Source organism: Crenobacter sp. CS_VA4 (genome assembly GCF_055597485.1).
In genome coordinates this window covers 126,614-144,118 of sequence record NZ_JBVMAE010000004.1, presented here as the reverse complement: position 1 = coordinate 144,118, position 17,505 = coordinate 126,614, and the positions used below count along the sequence as shown (strand labels likewise).

Annotated in this window: 18 protein-coding genes; 4 read left to right on the top strand and 14 right to left on the bottom strand. The window is 64.9% G+C overall.

Annotated elements, in window-relative coordinates; genetic code table 11:
• Nucleotides 1-50 precede the first annotated feature (50 nt).
• The 3 genes from ACZ2IA_RS05360 (at nt 51) to ACZ2IA_RS05350 (ending at nt 3,938) form a co-directional block, all read left to right on the top strand.
• On the top strand, nt 51-1,058 hold the full coding sequence (locus ACZ2IA_RS05360; RefSeq protein ID WP_470291538.1) for an NADP-dependent oxidoreductase: 1,008 nt from the start codon (nt 51-53) through the stop codon (nt 1,056-1,058).
• Between the two features lie 121 nt (nt 1,059-1,179).
• Nucleotides 1,180-1,653 carry a DUF1801 domain-containing protein gene (locus ACZ2IA_RS05355; protein ID WP_470291537.1) on the top strand — a complete coding sequence of 158 codons (474 nt, stop codon included), beginning with the start codon at nt 1,180-1,182 and terminating at the stop codon, nt 1,651-1,653.
• A 188-nt stretch (nt 1,654-1,841) separates the two neighbouring features.
• Nucleotides 1,842-3,938, top strand: a complete 2,097-nt coding sequence (locus ACZ2IA_RS05350) for an AsmA family protein (RefSeq protein WP_470291536.1) — start codon at nt 1,842-1,844, stop codon at nt 3,936-3,938.
• 17 nt (nt 3,939-3,955) lie between these two features.
• Here the strand turns inward: ACZ2IA_RS05350 and egtB are convergent, their stop codons facing one another.
• The 10 genes from egtB to ACZ2IA_RS05300 form a co-directional block, all read right to left on the bottom strand.
• Nucleotides 3,956-5,218 (bottom strand): ergothioneine biosynthesis protein EgtB, encoded by a 1,263-nt coding sequence (gene egtB / locus ACZ2IA_RS05345; RefSeq protein WP_470291535.1) that lies wholly within the window; start codon nt 5,216-5,218, stop codon nt 3,956-3,958.
• On the bottom strand, nt 5,218-6,249 hold the full coding sequence (gene egtD, locus ACZ2IA_RS05340) for an L-histidine N(alpha)-methyltransferase (RefSeq protein WP_470291534.1): 1,032 nt from the start codon (nt 6,247-6,249) through the stop codon (nt 5,218-5,220). The genes egtB and egtD overlap by 1 nt, the downstream gene beginning before the upstream one ends.
• A 389-nt stretch (nt 6,250-6,638) precedes the next feature.
• A complete protein-coding gene (locus ACZ2IA_RS05335) occupies nt 6,639-6,866 on the bottom strand; it encodes a hypothetical protein (protein WP_470291533.1) in 228 nt (75 codons plus the stop codon).
• A 475-nt stretch (nt 6,867-7,341) separates the two neighbouring features.
• The gene (locus ACZ2IA_RS05330) at nt 7,342-8,127 is read right to left on the bottom strand and encodes a 1,6-dihydroxycyclohexa-2,4-diene-1-carboxylate dehydrogenase (RefSeq protein ID WP_470291532.1); all 786 of its coding nucleotides are present in this window, start codon (nt 8,125-8,127) and stop codon (nt 7,342-7,344) included.
• Nucleotides 8,124-9,143, bottom strand: a complete 1,020-nt coding sequence (benC, locus tag ACZ2IA_RS05325; RefSeq protein WP_470291531.1) for a benzoate 1,2-dioxygenase electron transfer component BenC — start codon at nt 9,141-9,143, stop codon at nt 8,124-8,126. The genes ACZ2IA_RS05330 and benC overlap by 4 nt, the downstream gene beginning before the upstream one ends.
• A 39-nt stretch (nt 9,144-9,182) precedes the next feature.
• Nucleotides 9,183-9,674 (bottom strand): benzoate 1,2-dioxygenase small subunit, encoded by a 492-nt coding sequence (gene benB / locus ACZ2IA_RS05320; RefSeq protein WP_470291530.1) that lies wholly within the window; start codon nt 9,672-9,674, stop codon nt 9,183-9,185.
• An 8-nt stretch (nt 9,675-9,682) separates the two neighbouring features.
• Nucleotides 9,683-11,044, bottom strand: coding sequence for a benzoate 1,2-dioxygenase large subunit (gene benA, locus ACZ2IA_RS05315; protein WP_470291529.1), 1,362 nt, complete (start codon nt 11,042-11,044; stop codon nt 9,683-9,685).
• Nucleotides 11,045-11,078: 34 nt separating this feature from the next.
• Complete coding sequence (gene catA, locus ACZ2IA_RS05310) at nt 11,079-11,993, bottom strand: catechol 1,2-dioxygenase (RefSeq protein ID WP_470291528.1); 915 nt, start codon at nt 11,991-11,993, stop codon at nt 11,079-11,081.
• A 157-nt stretch (nt 11,994-12,150) separates the two neighbouring features.
• Nucleotides 12,151-12,441 carry a muconolactone Delta-isomerase gene (gene catC / locus ACZ2IA_RS05305; protein ID WP_470291527.1) on the bottom strand — a complete coding sequence of 97 codons (291 nt, stop codon included), beginning with the start codon at nt 12,439-12,441 and terminating at the stop codon, nt 12,151-12,153.
• Nucleotides 12,442-12,461: 20 nt separating this feature from the next.
• A complete protein-coding gene (locus tag ACZ2IA_RS05300) occupies nt 12,462-13,619 on the bottom strand; it encodes a muconate/chloromuconate family cycloisomerase (protein ID WP_470291526.1) in 1,158 nt (385 codons plus the stop codon).
• Nucleotides 13,620-13,725: 106 nt separating this feature from the next.
• Here ACZ2IA_RS05300 and ACZ2IA_RS05295 point away from each other — a divergent pair, with 106 nt between their 5' ends.
• Nucleotides 13,726-14,640 (top strand): LysR family transcriptional regulator, encoded by a 915-nt coding sequence (locus tag ACZ2IA_RS05295; RefSeq protein ID WP_470291525.1) that lies wholly within the window; start codon nt 13,726-13,728, stop codon nt 14,638-14,640.
• Between the two features lie 309 nt (nt 14,641-14,949).
• Here ACZ2IA_RS05295 and ACZ2IA_RS05290 read toward each other — a convergent pair whose 3' ends face one another.
• The 4 genes from ACZ2IA_RS05290 to ACZ2IA_RS05275 form a co-directional block, all read right to left on the bottom strand.
• Nucleotides 14,950-15,342, bottom strand: coding sequence for an ankyrin repeat domain-containing protein (locus tag ACZ2IA_RS05290; protein WP_470291524.1), 393 nt, complete (start codon nt 15,340-15,342; stop codon nt 14,950-14,952).
• A 186-nt stretch (nt 15,343-15,528) separates the two neighbouring features.
• Nucleotides 15,529-16,266 (bottom strand): peptide-methionine (S)-S-oxide reductase MsrA, encoded by a 738-nt coding sequence (gene msrA, locus ACZ2IA_RS05285; protein ID WP_470291523.1) that lies wholly within the window; start codon nt 16,264-16,266, stop codon nt 15,529-15,531.
• Nucleotides 16,267-16,345: 79 nt separating this feature from the next.
• Nucleotides 16,346-16,864, bottom strand: a complete 519-nt coding sequence (gene msrB, locus ACZ2IA_RS05280; RefSeq protein WP_470291522.1) for a peptide-methionine (R)-S-oxide reductase MsrB — start codon at nt 16,862-16,864, stop codon at nt 16,346-16,348.
• Between the two features lie 349 nt (nt 16,865-17,213).
• Nucleotides 17,214-17,435, bottom strand: coding sequence for a hypothetical protein (locus tag ACZ2IA_RS05275; protein ID WP_470291521.1), 222 nt, complete (start codon nt 17,433-17,435; stop codon nt 17,214-17,216).
• Nucleotides 17,436-17,505: the final 70 nt, after the last annotated feature.

Genomic DNA, 17,505 nt, shown 5'->3' with positions numbered 1-17,505 from the left:
ATCGACCACCACCAAGAACCGCTAGATCTCCGCATAACAGGCTGGCTGACATGAAGGCATTCGTCGTTGAGAAATATGGCAAGAGCGGCCTCCGCGCCACCCACATGCCCGAGCCCAACGTCGGCCCCCGTGACGTCCTAATCCACGTTAGCGCAGCCAGCATCAACCCGCTGGACAAGATGGTACGCAACGGCGAGTTCAAGCTGCTCCTGAAGTACAAGACGCCGTTCGTTCTCGGACACGATCTCGCAGGCATCGTGACGCGTGTCGGTGCCGAAGTACGCGACTACAAGGTCGGCGACGAGGTCTATGCTCGCCCCCGCGACCTGCGCATCGGGGCTTTCGCGGAATACATCGCGGTCGATCATGCCGACATCGCTCTCAAGCCCAAATCACTCACGATGGAAGAATCTGCGGCGATCCCGCTGGTGGCGCTTGCCGCGTGGCAAGCACTGGTCGAGCTAGCGCAGATCAAATCGGGGCAGAAGGTACTCGTTCACGCTGGCGCTGGCGGACTGGGCTCGACAGTCATCCAGCTCGCCAAGCACTTGGGCGCATACGTCGCCACAACTGCGAACGGCAAAGATGCGGAGAAGGTGCGCGGCCTCGGCGCGGACGAAGTCATCGACTACACGAGGGCAGACTTCGCCGAGGTGCTCTCCGGCTACGACGTCGTGCTCGACTCCCTTGGTGGCGACAACCTCGCCAAGTCGCTGACTGTGCTCAAACCTGGCGGGCTGGCGATCAGCGTGGTCGGCCCGCCGGACGCTGCGTTCGCCGAGCAGGTCGGCCGACCGCTACTGAAGCCCGTGATGGCATTGCTAAGTCGCAAGGTCCGCGCGCAGGCTAATAAGCTAGGGGTGCGCTACTCATTCTTCTTCATGCGGGCCAATGGCGAGCAACTGAAGACGCTGGCCGCTCTCTATGATGCGGGTGCGCTGCGACCGGTGCTCGATCGCACGTTCCCGTTCGACGAGACGCTCGAGGCGATGGCATATGTGGAACAGGGGCGCGCGAAGGGCAAGATCGTCGTCGCCATGCCGCTCCCCAGCACATGACGACAAAAAGCTCATCTTGAACTTACAGGCTTGTGCGCTCTAACAATTCATTCAAGCCGACGCCGCTTCGCGGCGCGGCTTAATTCAGGCGTTGGGCATACAACAAGTTGGAGAATGAACCGTGGCGCTAAAACAAAAGAGAAGTGAGCCGAAGGCAGGTGCGGAGGCGAAGCGCGCGACCGAGGCGGCCTCTCATCTCATCGACGAGCGGATCCGGTCTCTGGGTGGCTGGCGCGCCGAGACCCTGGCGGAGGTTCGCCGCATCATCCACGAGGTGGATCCGGACATCGTGGAGGAGTGCAAATGGATCAAGCCCAGCAACCCATTGGGGGTGCCCGTATGGTCCCTCGCTGGGATCATCTGCACCGGAGAAGCCTACAAACAGGTGGTCAAGCTGACCTTCGCCCGGGGTGCCTCCTTGGCGGACCCTCGGGGAGTCTTCAACTCCAGCCTCGATGGGAACACGCGCCGCGCCATCGACATCCGTGAGGGAGAGGTGCTCGATGCTGAGGCGTTCAAGGCCTTGATCCAGGCCGCGGTCGCGGAGAATCAACGGTCCAGCGCCTGGAAGTCACAGGGCCGTGGCCGGACGTGAGCCGGGAGTCACTCTGGAAGAAAGCGTGAGGTGCTGCCCAACCAGGCGCTCAAGCCGACCGTGCCCGCCTCCGGCGGTCCCGGCTAGGCATGCGGCCGCAGACAGTACAAAACGTACGGCAAGGCCGCGCAACAACGCCGGGAGGGGTTTGTTAACGGCTCTATCGGGGGCAGTCCAGGAGCACGAGCATGGGCCGGACAGGCAAACTCCTCGCACGTATCGCCGTCTCGATCATCGCGCTGTTGGCGGTGGCGCTGGCGGCGTCCGCCATTTTCATCGCCACGTTCGACTGGAACCGCGTGCGCCCCTGGGTCGCCGACAAGGTCACGCAGGCGATAGTCCGGCCGTTCACGATCAACGGTGACCTGACCGTCACCTGGCAGCGCCCGGGCGGCGAGACGGGCTGGCGCGCCTGGGTGCCCTGGCCGCGCCTTTCGGCCAACCGCATCGCCATCGGCAATCCGGACTGGGCGAAGCGCAAGGACTTCGCGACGCTGGACAGGATCGATTTCGAGGTCGAGGCGTTGCCGCTGACCGAGCGGCGGATCGTGATTCCGGTCATCACGCTGGTGAACCCGTCGCTCGATCTCGAACGGCTGCGCGACGGGCGCAACAACTGGACGTTCCAGCTGCCGGCGGGCAAGCCCAGCGCGTGGACGCTCGACCTGCACGACGTCGCGTTCGCGAAGGGCCAGATCGCCTACGCTGACGAAATCTTGCAGGCCGATCTGCAAGTGGCGGTCGACACGCTCGGCCAGCCGATTCCGTTCGGTGAGGTGGTCAAGCAGCAAGCGGCGCGGCTAGCGACACCTGCCTCCGGCGCTGTCGCCGCGCCGACGGCGCCGCCGTACGCGATCGGGCTGACGGTGAAGGGCAGCTACAAGGGCACGGTGCTGGACGGTGACGGCAAGTTCGGCGGCCTCCTGGCCCTGCAGGATGCGGCCCGGCCGTTTCCGATCCACGCCAATCTGCGCTACGGCGACACGCGCCTCGCGGCGGTCGGCACGCTGACCGACCCGACGCATCTGGCCGCGCTCGACCTACGGCTGTGGTTGTCCGGCGTCAGCATGGCGCACCTGTACCCGCTCACCGGGATTACCTTGCCCGAGACGCCGCCGTACGCGACCGACGGGCATTTGACCGGCCAGCTGCAACAGGCCGGCAGCGTCTTCCGCTACGAAAACTTCACAGGCCGGGTCGGCGGCAGTGACCTGAGTGGTTCGCTGCGTTATGAAGGAGGGCAGCCGCGCCCACGGCTCACCGGCGACGTCGTGTCGAAGCAGCTGCGCTTCATCGACCTCGCCCCCTTGATCGGCGCCGACACCAAGGCGAGCAAGCTCAAGCGCGGCGACGCGACGCCGCAGCCGGCCGGCAAGAAGCTGCCGGTCGAGCCGTTCCATACCGAGCGCTGGACGTCGATCGACGCGGACGTGCACTTCACCGGCCAGCGGATCATCCGCCCGGCAAGTCTGCCGATCCAGGATCTGCACACCCATCTGACCTTGAACGACGGGGTGATGACGCTCGATCCGCTGCGCTTCGGCGTCGCCGGCGGCACGCTGGATTCGAAGGTCAGGCTCGACGGCCGCGCCGCGCCGCTGAAAGGGCGGATGGACCTGACGGCGAGGCATGTGAAGCTTAAGCAGCTGTTCCCGACCCTCGCGGTGATGCAGAGCAGCTTCGGCGAGGTGCAGGGCGACGCGGTGCTGTCGGCGACCGGCAACTCGGTCGCGGCACTGCTGGGTTCGTCGAACGGCGAGGTGAAGCTGCTGATGAACGATGGCGCGATCAGCGGCACGCTACTCGAAGAGGCGGGGCTGAACGTCGCGAACATCGTGCTGTACAAGCTGTTCGGCGACAAGACGGTGAAGATCCACTGCGCGGCGGCGGATTTCGTCGCGACCCAGGGGCGGCTCGACTCGCGTCTGTTCGCGATCGACACCGAGGACGCGCTGATCACGGTGAACGGGCAGATCAACCTCGCGAATGAGAGGATGGACCTGACGGTGAAGCCGCAGGCGAAAGGCTTGCGCGTGCTGTCGCTGCGCTCGCCGCTGTACGTGAAGGGCACGTTCAGCAAGCCCGACGTCGGCGTCAACACCAACGTGTTGTTGCTGCGCGGTGGCGCGGCGCTGGGGCTGGTGCTGCTCGCGCCGCCGCTCGCCGCGTTGCTGCCGCTGACCGCGCTGAGCCCCGGCCAGGGCGCGCAGTGTCAGACGATGCTGGCGCAGATGCGCACCGCGCCACGGGTGCCCGCGACTCACCGGCCCCGGCGCCACCGATAACTGCTGTAGGACTCGGCTCAGCGGGCCAGACGGATGCCGCTGAACTGCCAGCGGGCGAATGGCGGGAAGAAATTGCGATAACTCGGGCGAATATGCTCGCAGGGTGTCGCGCACGAACCGCCGCGCAGCACCATCTGGTTGATCATGAACTTGCCGTTGTACTCGCCGACGGCGCCCTCGGCCGGCTTGTAGCCGGGGTAGGGCAGGTAGGCGCTCTGCGTCCATTCCCACACGTCGCCGAGCCAGCGCACCGGCTCGTCCGGCGTGGTCGGGGCCGGGTGATACGCGCCGCCGTCGGCGAAGCGGCCGCGCGCTGGCGTCGCCTCTTCGGCAAGGCTGGACTGCACCGCCCACTCCCATTCCTGTTCGGTGGGCAGGCGCGCGCCGGCCCAGCGTGCGTAGGCCTCCGCCTCGTAATAGCTGACATGGCAGACCGGCTCGTCGAGCCGCAGCGGCTGCTGCCCGTGCAGCGTGAACACCGTCCAGTGCCCGGCATCCGCGCGCTGCCAGTACAGCGGGGCGTCCCAGCCTTCCCGTTGGCAGGCATCCCAGCCGTCCGACAGCCACAGTTCGGGGCGGGCGTAGCCGCGGTCGGCCATGAAGGTCAGGTAGTCGCGATTGCTCATCGGGCGGGTGGCGAGCTCGAACGGCGCCAGCCACACCCGATGGCGGGGCGCCTCATTGTCGAAGGCAAAGCCCGCTCCGTCGTGGCCGATGTCCACCAGGCCGCCCGCGAACGGCAGGTAGCGCAGCGGCACCGGCGCCCCCTCCGCATCGAGACAAGGCGGACGGTAGGCCGGCCGCAAGGGATTGCGCCAGAAGTGATGCTTGAGGTCGGTCAGGATCAGTTCCTGGTGCTGCTGCTCGTGATGGATACCCAATTCGATCAGGTCCAGCAGCGCGGGCGCTTGCGGCGCTTCCGCCAACAGCGCCGTGATGCGCGCATCGACCGCCGTGCGGTAGGCCCTCACCTCGTCCAGCGAAGGCCGGGACAGCAGGCCGCGTTCGGGGCGCGGGTGGCGCTCGCCGACGCCGACATAATACGAGTTGAACAGCACCTTGAAGGCCGGATCGAACGGCGCGGACTGCGGTTCGAGCGGCGCGAGTACGAAGGTTTCGAAAAACCAGGTCACGTGGGCCAGATGCCACTTGATGGGGCTGGCGTCCGGCATCGACTGCAGCAGGCAGTCCTCGGCGCTGAGCCCTTCGGTCAAGGCCAGGCTCTGCCGGCGCGTGCGCGCGAAGGCGGTCGAGAGGGCGTGTTGGCGCGGCTCGGCCATCAGTCGCGCCCCGCGCCGGCGACGAACACGCCGAACCAGTCGCGCTCGTCGGTCCAGTAGTGCACTTCGCCGTAGCCGGCCTCGGCCAGCAGCGCGCGGAACCGCTCGGGCGTGTACTTGTACGAATACTCGGTGACGATGGTTTCGCCGGCTTCAAACCGCCGGGTGTGGCCGCCAATTCGCACGCTATGCGTGCTCAGCGCGGCAAGATGCATCTCGATCCGGCTTTCGGCCGGGTTGAAGAACGCCCGATGGCCAAACCGGCTCGGATCGAAGTTGGCATCCAGCAGCCGATTGGCGACCCGCAACACATTGCGGTTGAACGCGGCCGTGACCCCGAGCGCATCGTCGTAGGCGGCCTCCACCGTTGCCGCGTCTTTCACCAGATCGACCCCGACCAGTAAGCGGCCGTTACCGTCCAAATGCGAGCGGATCGACCGCAGTAGTGCCAGCGCTTCCGGTGGGGTGAAATTGCCGATCGATGAGCCGGGGTAGAAAAAAATCGGCGGTGCTTCCGGACAGTCGTTCAGCACTGGATGGATGTGAAACGGTCGGGTGAAGTCGGTGACCACGCCCAGACAGTCGATATCGGGAAACTGCTTTCCGGTGACCGCCAGCGTCGCCTGCAGCCAGTCCGCGGCGATGTCTACCCCGATATAGCGCCGCACATTGGCCGGCCCCAGCCATGACCGTGCCTTGGCGCCGTCCCCGCAGCCCAGATCGACCCATTGCCCACCGGGCGGTAGATGTGCCGCGATGGACTGGCGACATCGTTCGTAGATGAGCGTTTCCGTGCGGGTCGGGTAATACTCGGCCAAGGCGCAGATGGCGCTATACAGCGCGCAGCCTTGGGCGTCGTAAAAAAACTTCGAGGCGATGCTGGCGGGCCGGTCAAGCAGGCCGTCCCGCAGGCTGCCGATTTGGTCGGTGTGGTCGTCGATGGCATCGACAATGAGCCGCGGCTCGCGCAGGTCCGAGCGCGAGAACGCCTCATCATCCTGGCACCGCAAAACGGGTGTGTTCGGATTCATTTGGATAGCGTCCCCGGGAATTCGCCATCGTTTCACTTGCCTTGCACGGCAAGCCGTACCATCCACCTGCAGATAAAGAGATGTGACACCCCGAGCGTAGCAACCATGAACCCAAACCGCGTTCAGGGTCGAGCCGGGACGACGACGGGGGATGGATGGTCTGAAGTCTAGATGCCGCTATTTGCACTGTCGACCCGACGTGCGGGTGCGGGTCTCCATGCCGTTTCAGGCGGGTGCCGCGTCTGCGGGATGCTCGCTCATCGTTCAGGAAACGGTGTGTGGCCGGCACGCAGGGGCGGCCCCCGTGATGCAGGGATGCCTGCGGCGCGTGTTTTCAGGGCGCGAGAACACCTGGAAAACTGGCCTTCAGGGCGCCGTTGCTTATCGCCTCAGATCACTGGCCGGGAATGCCACTTCGACAGGTCTTCCGGGATGCCCAGCTCGTGCGGATTGCCGAACGATGGCCAGTTCGAATGGCCGCTGGCCAGCGCGTGGGCGGCTTGTTCGGGGGTCGGGTAACTGCCCAACGCCTCGCCCTCATGCATGATGTGGTAGCTGCCATCGAGCGGGACAATGGCGAAGGGGCCGTATTGGGTATCGTAAGTCCAGCATTTCATGGTCATGTCTCCTTAACGCCGCTAACAAAACGAAACATCGCCGAATTTCTGCGAAGCTAAAGCCATCCTGCCGTTGTTACCCTGCCTTGCCGTACTCCTTGTCCTGCTTGTGGAAGGGCAGGGCGGGGCGAGCAGGATCGCTACGCTGGGGGCTTGTTAGCGACTCTTAGTAGAATGGTAGTCGATGGCGGCTGGCGATCAGGTGGGCGGTCAAGGGAGTTAGGCTGCCGGGCACGGCGGCCAGCCTGGCCGAAGGGGTCAAGGGCAAGTGGTTGCTTCCTGCGCTAGCCGGACTGTCACCAGCCCGATCCCGGCCACGATCCCGTCTGGCGGGTGCGGCAGCGCTCTCCTTGGCCGAGGCGAACAACGCGCCGACCACCTTGCCATCGCGACGCACGACGACCACCGTCATGGCCCACTGACTTAGATGCTTCTCCGGCCGCCCGGACAGACCGACTGAAAGGGCGGCTCTCAATCAGCCTAAATCCCCTCCCGCCACGGGCACGACCAGGCCGGTGATGTACGATGCTTCCTCGGAGGCGAGGAACAGAATCGGCGCCACCTGCTCGGCTATCGTGCCATAGCGATGCATCAGGCTGGAGGCGATAGTCTGGTCAACCACGCCCTGATACCACTGTTTCTGTTGCTCCGAAGCTTGCTCCGTATTGCGCGGGATGCGCCTGGTGGGCGCCTCGGTACCACCCGGCGCCACCGCATTGATGCGAATGCCATGATCGGCATGCTCGAAGGCCAGCGACGCGGTCAAGGCGTTGACCCCGCCCTTGGCGGCCGAGTACGGCACGCGATGCACGCCACGTGTGGCGACCGACGACACGTTGACGATCGCGCCGCGTCCGGCTTCGATCATCGCCGGCAGCACCGCGCGGCAGCACCACAAGGTCGGAAACAGCGAGCGGCGGATTTCCGCCTCGATCTGCTCCTCGGCGTAGTGCTGGTAGGGTTGCGCCCAGATCGTCCCGCCGACATTGTTGATCAGCACATCGACCCGGCCGAAACGGCGCACGGTCCGTTCGACCGCCGCCACGGCACCGGCGTACTGCTCGAGATCCGCCACGAAGGCCTCGGCGATGCCGCCCCCGGCACGGATCTCGGCCGCCACCTCCTCGACCAGGGCCGAGCGGTCGATCGCCACCACCACGCCGGCTTCCGCCGCGATCGCCATGGCCACGCCCCGGCCGATGCCCTGCGCGGCCCCGGTCACCAGCACCACCTTGCCTTCGAATCGTTGACGCGTATTCATGCCGGCACCGCCTCGCTGCTGGCCGCGAACTTTTCGTAATAGAAGTTCCTCGGCGTGATCCCCTGCGTTGCCAACCAGCCACGCACCGCGTCCACCATCGCCGGCGGGCCACAGACATAGATGTCCACCTCGCCGGCGTTGAGCTGTGCCGCATCGATGTGCTCGGTCACGTAGCCCTTGCGCGGATGAGCGCTCATGGCATCCGCCACGCAGCTGACGTAGTCGAAACCGGGCAGGCGCTCTCGCAGCGCATCGAACTGGTCGACGCCGACCAGGTCGGCGTCGTGCGTCACGCCGTAGGCGAGGAAGATCCGCTCTTCGGCACCCCGTTCGGCCAACGTTGCCAGCATCGACAGGAACGGCGCGAGCCCGGTGCCGCCGGCCAGCATCAGCACCGGCCGGTTCGGTTCGCGCAGGTAGAAGCTGCCGAACGGCCCGCTGAACGACATCGGCGCCCCCAAGGCGGCCTCGCGCAGATAGCCGCTCATCCGTCCACCGGGCACGTCGCGCACCAGGAAGCTCGCCTCGCTGGCGCCCGGGGGCGAGCTGAACGAGTACGCGCGCGTCAGCTCGCTGCCGGGGATCTGCAGGTTGACGTACTGGCCGGGCAGAAAGCCCAGGCCCTCGGGCCGGTCGAGCGCGATGGAGAAGGCCAAGGTGCTCGCCGAACGCTTGTCGAGCGCGGCGATCTTGCCGGTGAACGTCTCGACCGCGGTCTTGCACGCCGCCGACGAGGCCGGGATGCGCACCACGCAGTCGGACTGCGGCCGCATCTGGCACGCCAGCACATGGCCGGCGGCCGCTTCTTCGTCGGACAGCGCCTCGTCGATATAGCTGCCGGCGTCGTAGCTGCCCGACTCGCACCAGCCCTTGCAGGTGCCACAGGCGCCGTCGCGGCAGTCGAGCGGCACGTTGACCTGTTGACGATACGCGGCTTCGGCCAGCGTCTCGCCGTCATGGCAGTCGATGAAACGGGTGATGCCGTCCTCGAACTGCAGCGCGATGGAATGACTCATGGATAGACCTCCTGCCTGCCATCCTCCGGGCGCGGGCGCTCAGAGATGGTAGATATCGATGACCTGATGGATGTAATCGTTCTTCAGCACCACGTACTTGCGCTTGATGCGCGGCACCTCTCCCGCTACGTCGAGGACGTAGTGCGAGGTGCCGAAGTAGCTGTCGGTGCTCTTGTAGCGGTAGCTGAGCGTGTGCCAGTTGCAGCGCACCGTGCATCGCTCGCCGTCCTGCTCGAGGATCTCGACGTTGGCGATGTGGTGCGAGGTGCGCGGCTCCGGCGTGCTGGCGCTGGAGCGTTCGGTCTTGATCCGGAACACCCGGTCCTCGAGGCCGCTCCGGCTGCCGTAGTAGATCAGCGAGATCTCGCGCTGCGGGTCGGACGTGAGCCGGCCGTCGTCGTCCCACGCCGGCATCCAGAACTCCGCGTCAGGCGCGTAGCAAGCCAGCCAGTCGTCCCACTGCCTGTCGTCGAGCAGGCGCGCCTCGCGGTACAGAAAGGCCTGGGCGTCGGCCACGGTAAATGTCGTCATCGTTGACCTCACGCTTTCTGGTTGTCGAGTTCGCAGGCGCGGCGCATGGCGTCGAGCCAGTAGCGGTGCTGGATGGTGTAGAGGCCTTCGTCCTCGGTCTTGATGCCGCTGAGCTTCGGCTTAAGACCGATCTCGCGCGCGGCGTCGTCCGGGCCGTCGACCCAGTGCAGTGCGCCACGGCACATGTCGTTCCACGGCGCGGCGCCGGCCGCGTAGCCCTGCTGGCAGGCGCGAAACTCCTCCAGGTCGTCGGGGGTGGCCATGCCGCTGGCGTTGAAGAAGTCCTCGTACTGGCGGATGCGCTGCGCCCGCGCGGCGGCGTCTTCGTTCTTCGGCGCGATGCAGTAGATCGTCACTTCGGTCTGGTTCACCGAAATCGGCCGGCACACCCGGATCTGCGAGCTGAACTGGTCCATCAGGTAGGCGTTCGGATACAGGCACAGATTGCGCGAATGGCCGATCATCCAGTCGGCGCGCGCCTGGCCGAAGCGCTCGACCAGCTCGTCGCGGCGGCCGAAGCTCGGCCGGTCTTCCGGGTTGGCCCAACGGGTCCACAGCAGCATGTGGCCGTGCTCGAACGAGTAGAAACCGCCACCTTGCTTGGCCCACTTGCCCGCGTCCATCGCCCGCACCTCGTCGACGGTGTCGCCGTCCTTGCGCCGGCCGGTGGTCGCCGCATAGTTCCAGTGCACCGAGCTGACGTGATAGCCGTCGGCGCCGTTTTCCGCGTGCAGTTTCCAGTTGCCGTCGAACACGTAGCTCGACGCGCCGCGCAGCACTTCTAGCCCATCCGGCGACTGGTCGACGACCATGTCGATGATCTTGGCCGCTTCGCCGAGATACTCGGTCAACGGCGGCACGTCCGGGTTTAGGCTGCCGAACAGGAAGCCGCGGTAGTTCTCGAAGCGCGCGACACGAGTCAGGTCGTGGCAGCCGTCCTGGTTGAAGCTGTCCGGGTAGCCGGCGTCGTTGGGGTCTTTCACCTTCAGGAGCTTGCCGCTGTTGTTGAACGTCCAGCCGTGGAAGGTGCAGGTGAACGTCGACCGGTTGCCGCGCTTGTTCCGGCACAGCACCGCACCGCGGTGCGAGCAGGCGTTGATCAGCGCGTTGAGCTCGCCGTTGCGGTTGCGCGTGATCACGATCGGCTGGCGACCGATATGGGTCGAGAAATAATCGTTGTTGTCGGGAATCTGGCTCTCGTGCGCCAGATAGATCCAGTTGCCCTCGAACAGGTGCTTGAGCTCCAGCTCAAACAGCTCTGGGTCGGTGAAGGCGGCGCGGTTCAGGCGGTAGCGATGCTGTTCCTTGTCCTCGACCAGCATCTGCTCCAGCCGCTTCGCCACCGCAGTGGTCGGCATTGTCGTGTCCATGTCTGTCTCCTTTGCTATCGGCGTGGCCGGCGGTTCATGCCGTCGCGGCGCGCGGGCGCTGCACCTCGGAGGGCGGCACGCCGTCCTGCTCGGGATGGAGCACGAAGTCGAAGTCGATCGACGCGAACGGGGCGTCCACACCGTGCGACTGCAGTTGCGCCGGGTCGCTGACGCGCGTCACCGTCGGCACCAGACCGTCGCGGGTGGCGAAGGCGAAGTCATCCCACAGGAACGGGTCGCCTTCGATGTTGATCTGCGTGGTCAGCTTGCGGCAGCCGTCGGCCGAGACGAAGAAGTGGATGTGCGCCGGGCGCGTGCCGTGGCGGCCCAACTGGGTGAGCAGGCGATCAGTCGCCCCGCCCGGCGGCACGCTGTAGCCGACCGGCATGATGCTGCGGAAGCGGTAGCGCCCCTCGGCGTCGGTGCGGATGCTGCGGCGCAGGTTGAACGCGCTCTGGGTCGGGTCGAAGTAGGAATAGTTGCCGAGGCGGTTGGCGTGCCAGACCTCGACCAGCGCGCCGGCCACCGGCTGACCGTCGGCCGAACGCACCGTGCCCTGCATGAACAGCACTTCGCCGTCCTCGCTGCCGTCGTCGAGCCGGGCGCGACCCTCGCTCAGCGGTGCGCCGGCGACGTACAGCGGGCCTTCGATCGTGCGCGGCGTGCCGCCCTCGATGCCGGCGCGCGCCTCCGCCTCGTCCATGCGCAGGTCCAGGAAGTGCTCGAAGCCAAGGCCGGCGGCGAGCAGGCCGAACTCACCGCTGCGGCCGGCCTCGGCCAGGTAGTTGAGCGCCGTCCAGAACTCCTCCGGCTGCACGTCGAATTCCTCGATCGTGTAGAACAGATCCTGAACGATGCGGTTGACCAGCGCCTTGGTGCGCGGGTTGCCGGCCTTGATTTCGGTGCTTTCGATGCGCTTGAGCACAGCGTCGATTGTGTTCTTATCCATGGTCTCTCTCCTTTGTGGTGGGGCTACTACGCTACGAACGACTTAGAGTCGCTAGCAAAACTCAGCGAAGCGGTCCCGGCTAGGCGCGCTGCCGCAGACAGTACGAGTAGTACGGCAAGGCAGCGCAACAACGCCGGGAGGGTTTTGCTAGCGGCTCTCAGCGGTCGTCGTCGTGGATTGACGACGGATGACGACACAGGGTCGTGACTTCGATCTGCATGAACGGGAACAGCGGCAGCGTCGACAGCAATTCGTGCAGCTCGGCTGCGCTGTCCACGTCGAACACGCTGACGTTCGAGTAGCGGCCGGCGACGCGCCACAGGTGGCGCCATTTGCCGCTGCGCTGCAGTTCCTGCGCGCGCTCGCGTTCGACCCGCTTGAGCGCGTCGGCCTCGTCGGCCGGCAGGCCGAATGGCAGGCGTACATCCATTTCCACTTTGAACAACATCGGATACCTCGCTTTCAGGACTACAGGACGGAAACCACCGGGCCGCGCGCGCTGTCGCGCCGCAGGCGGGCGAGGCGCTCCTCGTCGAGCTCGACGCCGAGTCCCGGCCGGTTGGGAAGCTGCAATGCAAAGTCGCGGTACTCGAGCGGCTCGCGCAGCAGTTCTTCGGTCAGCAGCAGCGGGCCGAACAGCTCGGTGCCCCAGGCCAGCTGGTGGAAGGTGCTGAACAGCTGGGCCGACGCCATCGTGCCGACCCCGCCCTCGAGCATGGTGCCGCCGTAGAGGTCGACGTTGGCGGCCCGGGCGATCGCCGCGACCTGTGCCGCGCCGCTCAGGCCGCCCGACTGGGCGATCTTGACCGCGAACACGTCGGCCGAACGGCTGCGCGCCAGCGCGAATGCGTCGTGCGGCCCGTGCAGCGCCTCGTCGGCCATCACCGGCACACGGCCCTGCTGGGTCAGCCGGCGCAGGCCGGCGCTGTTGGCCGCGGCGATCGGCTGCTCGACGAGGTCAACCCCGGCATCGGCGAGCATCGCGATGCCGGTGATCGCCTCGCTCTCCGACCAGGCCTGGTTCACGTCCACGCGCACGCTGGCCAGATCGCCCAAGGCACGCTTGATCGCGGCCACATGCGCGACGTCGTCCTGCAGCGTGCGCAGGCCGATCTTGAGTTTGAAGATGCGATGCCGGCGCAGCTCGAGCAGGTGCTCGGCCTCGGCGATGTCGCGGGCCGTGTCGCCGCTGGCCAAGGTCCAGGCCACCGGCAACTCGTCCCGCAGGCGCCCGCCGAACAGCTCGCTCAGCGGCACGCCGAGCCGCTTGGCCTGCGCGTCGAACAAGGCCGTCTCGACCGCGCACTTGGCAAAGCGGTTGCCCTGCACGCTGCCGTTTACCCGCGCCATCAGCGGCGCCACTCGGGTCGCGTCCCGGCCGAGCAGCAGCGGGGCGATGTAGGTGTCGATATTGACCTTGATGCTTTCCGGGCTTTCCTCGCCGTAGCTCAGGCCGCCGATGGTCGTGCCCTCGCCGAGGCCGACGATGTCGTCGGATGCGCGGATGCGGACCAGCACCAGGGTCTGATGATTCATCGTGGCGACCGACAGGCGATGCGGGCGGATCGTCGGCACGTCGACCAGGATGGTCTCGACCGCGACGATCGTGATAGGCGAAGGCGTCATGCTTTTCTCTCGATGTCCGTGTCTGTTTACAAGGGCCATCATAGGAAGCGCGCTTGCCCCCCGTCCAAGACGGTTTTAGACTGGTTCGATACCTATGAGGTATCAAATGGAACTACGTCACTTGCGCTACTTCGTCGCGGTCGCCGACGAACAGAATTTCACACGCGCCGCCGAGCGACTACATATCTCGCAACCGCCGCTGAGTCGTCAGATCCAGCAGATCGAGGAAGAGCTCGGGCTGCTGCTCTTCGAGCGTGGCTCGCGTCCCTTGCGGCTGACCGAGGCAGGGCGCTTCTTCTATCAGCACGCCTCGCGTCTGTTGGAACAGGCCGGAGAGCTGACCAGGATGACCCGGCGCATCGCGCAGTTGGAGCGCCGGCTGGTAATAGGCTTTGTTCCATCAACGCTTTACGGCGCCTTGCCTCAGGTCATTCGGCGGTTTCGCGCAGCGAATACCAACACCGAGCTATCGCTGATCGAGATGTCGACGGTCGATCAATTGGAGGCGCTGAAGAGTGGCCGGATCGATGTCGGCTTCGGCCGCATCCGGCTCGAGGATCCGCAGGTCAAACGCGAGGTGCTGCGCGAGGAAAACCTGGTCGTGGCGCTGCCGCTCGGTCATCCGCTGCTCGACGCAGACGCAGGCCTGAAGCTATCGGATCTCGCCAGTGAAACGGTGCTGATCTACCCGAGCACGCCGCGGCCGAGCTATGCAGACCAGGTATTGTCGGTGTTCAAGGACAAGGCGCTGGAGCCGGCGGCTATCGAGGAAGTGTCCGAACTGCAGACCGCTCTCGGCCTGGTCGCCGCCGGCGTCGGGCTGTGCCTGGTGCCCGCCAGCGTGCAGAGGCTGCGCCGCGACGACGTGGTGTACCGTCCGCTCGACGAGAAGAACGTTGTCACGCCCATCATCATGAGCACCCGCATTCATGACGAAATGGCCGAGATCGCCTTACTCCGATCCTTGATCTCGGAGATATACGACGACATGCCCAAAGCAGCTGAGCATGAATCCCCCTGATTCGACCGGATGCGTTCCAGGGCAGATTGAGGGGTGAGCAGCGTCTGATTCGGAGCGGAACCAATGATGTCCGGGGGGCCGGGGGCCAGTGACGGCTAGATGGTACGTCTTGGCGGGGTAAAGCCTGTAGGGGCTATCTGGGGTGGGGCGCTGAGCATAGACAAAAGGACTCGATCATTAGAGTCCTTTTGTTTGAACAGGGTGTCTTTCAACTATCGCGCCCTGCGCCGCATGAGGTGCCGGCAGGCAGGCAGGCCGGGCAGCCTGAAATGCAATGAGCAGCAACGGAACGTAAAGATGAGTCCCCGCTCAAGAGGGACTATTAAGCGTCGCTAGCTGGTCTGTTTCGGCTTCGTCTAAAACAGCATCGTCGGTGTCGGGCTCGATCTGGGGGGCGCGGCTGCTTTGATGGTGCACAAGGGTCGGGCGTGGCGGGAGGTCGAAGGCAATCTTCGGCGACATCAGGTCCGAAGCGATTCTTTGCTCGTTGTCGCAGATGGTTTGATCCGCATGCAGCTCAATCAAGGCGTCTACCGCATGAGGCTGCCCATACTTGTAGGCCAGGTGCAGTGGGGTTTGGCCATCGCTATTTCTGAGGTTGATGTCGTCCCCATATTTCACGTACAGCTTGATGAGATCGACCTTACCTGCCGCAGCAGCCTGATGTAGCTGTCCACTCACATTTCTAGGCATTGAAATCATGGCAATCCCTCGGATCGGCTTACGATCAGTCGGCAGCCACACGGCGCATGGCTAATAGACACGATACTCCCAATCCACGGCAAGGTCTCATCAATCGCTATCTCTCGCAAGACAAGCACGCCCCCCTGTGCCTGTGGAGCTTGTCCTGCATGCTGCCGACCACGTTCCCGGGTGTCCCGCCCTTTACTATCGCGAGGGACTGACCAGGACCGGTTTGACTCGGTATAGGTCGGGGAACAAGCGCTTGAGGCTCTCGACCTTTGGAATGTCGTTGATCGCGATGTAGGGATTCTCGGGGTGCAGGGCCAGGAAGTCCTGGTGGTAAGCCTCGGCCGGGTAGAAGGCCTTCAGCGCATCCGTCCTGGTCACGATCGGTGACTTGAACACGCCAGACTTGGTCAACTGGGCGATATAGCTTTGCGCTACCCGCCGCTGCATGTCGTTGGCCGGAAAGATGGCCGAGCGGTACTGCGTGCCGGTGTCCGGCCCTTGGCGGTTCAGTTCGGTGGGGTTGTGCACGACCGAAAAGTAAATCTGCAGCAGTCGGCCATAGCTGACTTGGCGGGGATCGTAGGTGATCTCCACGGATTCCGCATGGCCGGTATTACCCTCGCTCACGGTCTCGTATTGCGCCGTGGCACGGGTGCCGCCGGAATAGCCGGACACGGCCCGGGTGACGCCACGCACGTGCTGGTACACCCCCTGCACGCCCCAGAAGCATCCTCCAGCCAGCACGGCGACCTCCGAGTGGGGCGCAGAGATCGGCTCGTCCACGGTCGGAGGCGGGATCACGACGGCCGGCTCGGCGGCCAGTGTGAAGCGCTGCCAGCTGAGAAGGGCGACGATCGCCAGGCCGATGAGGCCCCAGGCCGCGGGCTTGGCTTGGCCATTCCGCTTCGTTAGCGCTTTAGTCGGCAAGTTCATGATGTCAATTCCTGTGTCTGGATGAATCGTCGTGCATGACGATCCGAACGGAAGTGCGTGCCATCGGGTCAGCGGACGGTTACACCGACGTGGCCTTGAAGGTCATCGCCAGGCCATTCATGCAGTAGCGCAGCCCGGTCGGCTTCGGTCCGTCGTCGAAGACATGTCCCAAGTGCCCGCCGCAGCGGCGGCAGTGAACCTCGGTCCGGGTCATGCCCAGCGTGGTATCGGTCCGGGTCTTGACGGCATTGTCGAGGGGCTGCCAGAAACTCGGCCAGCCGGTACCGCTGTCGAACTTGGTCTTGGAGGAAAACAGGTTGAGCTGGCAGCCCGCGCAGGCGAACAGCCCGGCGCGGTGTTCAGCGTTGAGTGGGCTGCTGTAGGGCCGCTCCGTCCCTTCATGGCGCAACACCGCGTACTGCTCGGCGGACAGCAATTTGCGCCACTGCGCATCGGTATGGGTGACTTCGAAATGCTCCGTATCGCTGGCTGCGGACGATGAGGCCGCAAAGGCGCGCATGCCGATCAGGCCGCCAAGCAGGCCGGTCAGGCCACCCAGTCCACCCAGGCGCAGAAAGTGTCGTCGTGTGAGTCCCATGTTTCTTTCCTCGATCAAGGCGTGCCGCGTAAACGCGTGACGTCACCCGGTGATGGCCTTCGTTGAGAAATTCGGTCGCGATAAGGCGTCTGCGGTGTAAGTCACGCCTCAGTTCGGTAACTGGGTGTTGCTTGTGCAGTGGCTATCGTGACGCTTATAGCTTAGTCGGACGGGCGTCGGATTTATTACACCGACAGGGGGCGTGACTTGATGCGGCCGAATCCGGAGCCCCGCTGGGCTATGGGGTGACCGCGCAGTCTGTTCGTCGGCAGGGAGGTTCATCTCGCGGGAAGATAAAATGGCCGAAGCAATCGCTTCGGCCACTCGGCATGCTGCATTGACCGCAGGCTTATTGACCCATCGCCCCGGCCGGTTTTTTCTGCATGCCCATCCCATCGCTGCTTTTCTTCTTCATTTTTTTGTGCTTCATCGGCTTTTTGCTCATGCCGCCTGATGACATCGAGTCTTTCGACATGGTGCTTTGGGCCATCGAACCGCTATCGGCCGCGAAAGCCGACAGCCCGGTCAGCATCGTACATACGCTCAGAGCCGCTACCATCAAACGTTTCATATGAACTCCTTGTTTCCGTGATGTGAAACCGGGCAAACCCGGTGCGCTTCCGCGTTGTCCCACAAACGTC

Excerpts from the sequence above, each read along its gene's own strand:
- msrB (WP_470291522.1), bottom strand. The coding sequence starts at position 16,864 with ATGGGACTCACACGACGACACTTTCTGCGCCTGGGTGGACTGGGTGGC.
- ACZ2IA_RS05290 (WP_470291524.1), bottom strand. The coding sequence starts at position 15,342 with ATGATTTCAATGCCTAGAAATGTGAGTGGACAGCTACATCAGGCTGCT.
- ACZ2IA_RS05295 (WP_470291525.1), top strand. The coding sequence starts at position 13,726 with ATGGAACTACGTCACTTGCGCTACTTCGTCGCGGTCGCCGACGAACAG.
- msrA (WP_470291523.1), bottom strand. The coding sequence starts at position 16,266 with ATGAACTTGCCGACTAAAGCGCTAACGAAGCGGAATGGCCAAGCCAAG.
- ACZ2IA_RS05300 (WP_470291526.1), bottom strand. The coding sequence starts at position 13,619 with ATGACGCCTTCGCCTATCACGATCGTCGCGGTCGAGACCATCCTGGTC.
- benA (WP_470291529.1), bottom strand. The coding sequence starts at position 11,044 with ATGGACACGACAATGCCGACCACTGCGGTGGCGAAGCGGCTGGAGCAG.
- ACZ2IA_RS05350 (WP_470291536.1), top strand. The coding sequence starts at position 1,842 with ATGGGCCGGACAGGCAAACTCCTCGCACGTATCGCCGTCTCGATCATC.
- ACZ2IA_RS05360 (WP_470291538.1), top strand. The coding sequence starts at position 51 with ATGAAGGCATTCGTCGTTGAGAAATATGGCAAGAGCGGCCTCCGCGCC.
- ACZ2IA_RS05335 (WP_470291533.1), bottom strand. The coding sequence starts at position 6,866 with ATGAAATGCTGGACTTACGATACCCAATACGGCCCCTTCGCCATTGTC.
- egtB (WP_470291535.1), bottom strand. The coding sequence starts at position 5,218 with ATGGCCGAGCCGCGCCAACACGCCCTCTCGACCGCCTTCGCGCGCACG.
- benC (WP_470291531.1), bottom strand. The coding sequence starts at position 9,143 with ATGAGTCATTCCATCGCGCTGCAGTTCGAGGACGGCATCACCCGTTTC.
- ACZ2IA_RS05330 (WP_470291532.1), bottom strand. The coding sequence starts at position 8,127 with ATGAATACGCGTCAACGATTCGAAGGCAAGGTGGTGCTGGTGACCGGG.
- egtD (WP_470291534.1), bottom strand. The coding sequence starts at position 6,249 with ATGAATCCGAACACACCCGTTTTGCGGTGCCAGGATGATGAGGCGTTC.
- catA (WP_470291528.1), bottom strand. The coding sequence starts at position 11,993 with ATGGATAAGAACACAATCGACGCTGTGCTCAAGCGCATCGAAAGCACC.
- ACZ2IA_RS05275 (WP_470291521.1), bottom strand. The coding sequence starts at position 17,435 with ATGAAACGTTTGATGGTAGCGGCTCTGAGCGTATGTACGATGCTGACC.
- benB (WP_470291530.1), bottom strand. The coding sequence starts at position 9,674 with ATGACGACATTTACCGTGGCCGACGCCCAGGCCTTTCTGTACCGCGAG.
- catC (WP_470291527.1), bottom strand. The coding sequence starts at position 12,441 with ATGTTGTTCAAAGTGGAAATGGATGTACGCCTGCCATTCGGCCTGCCG.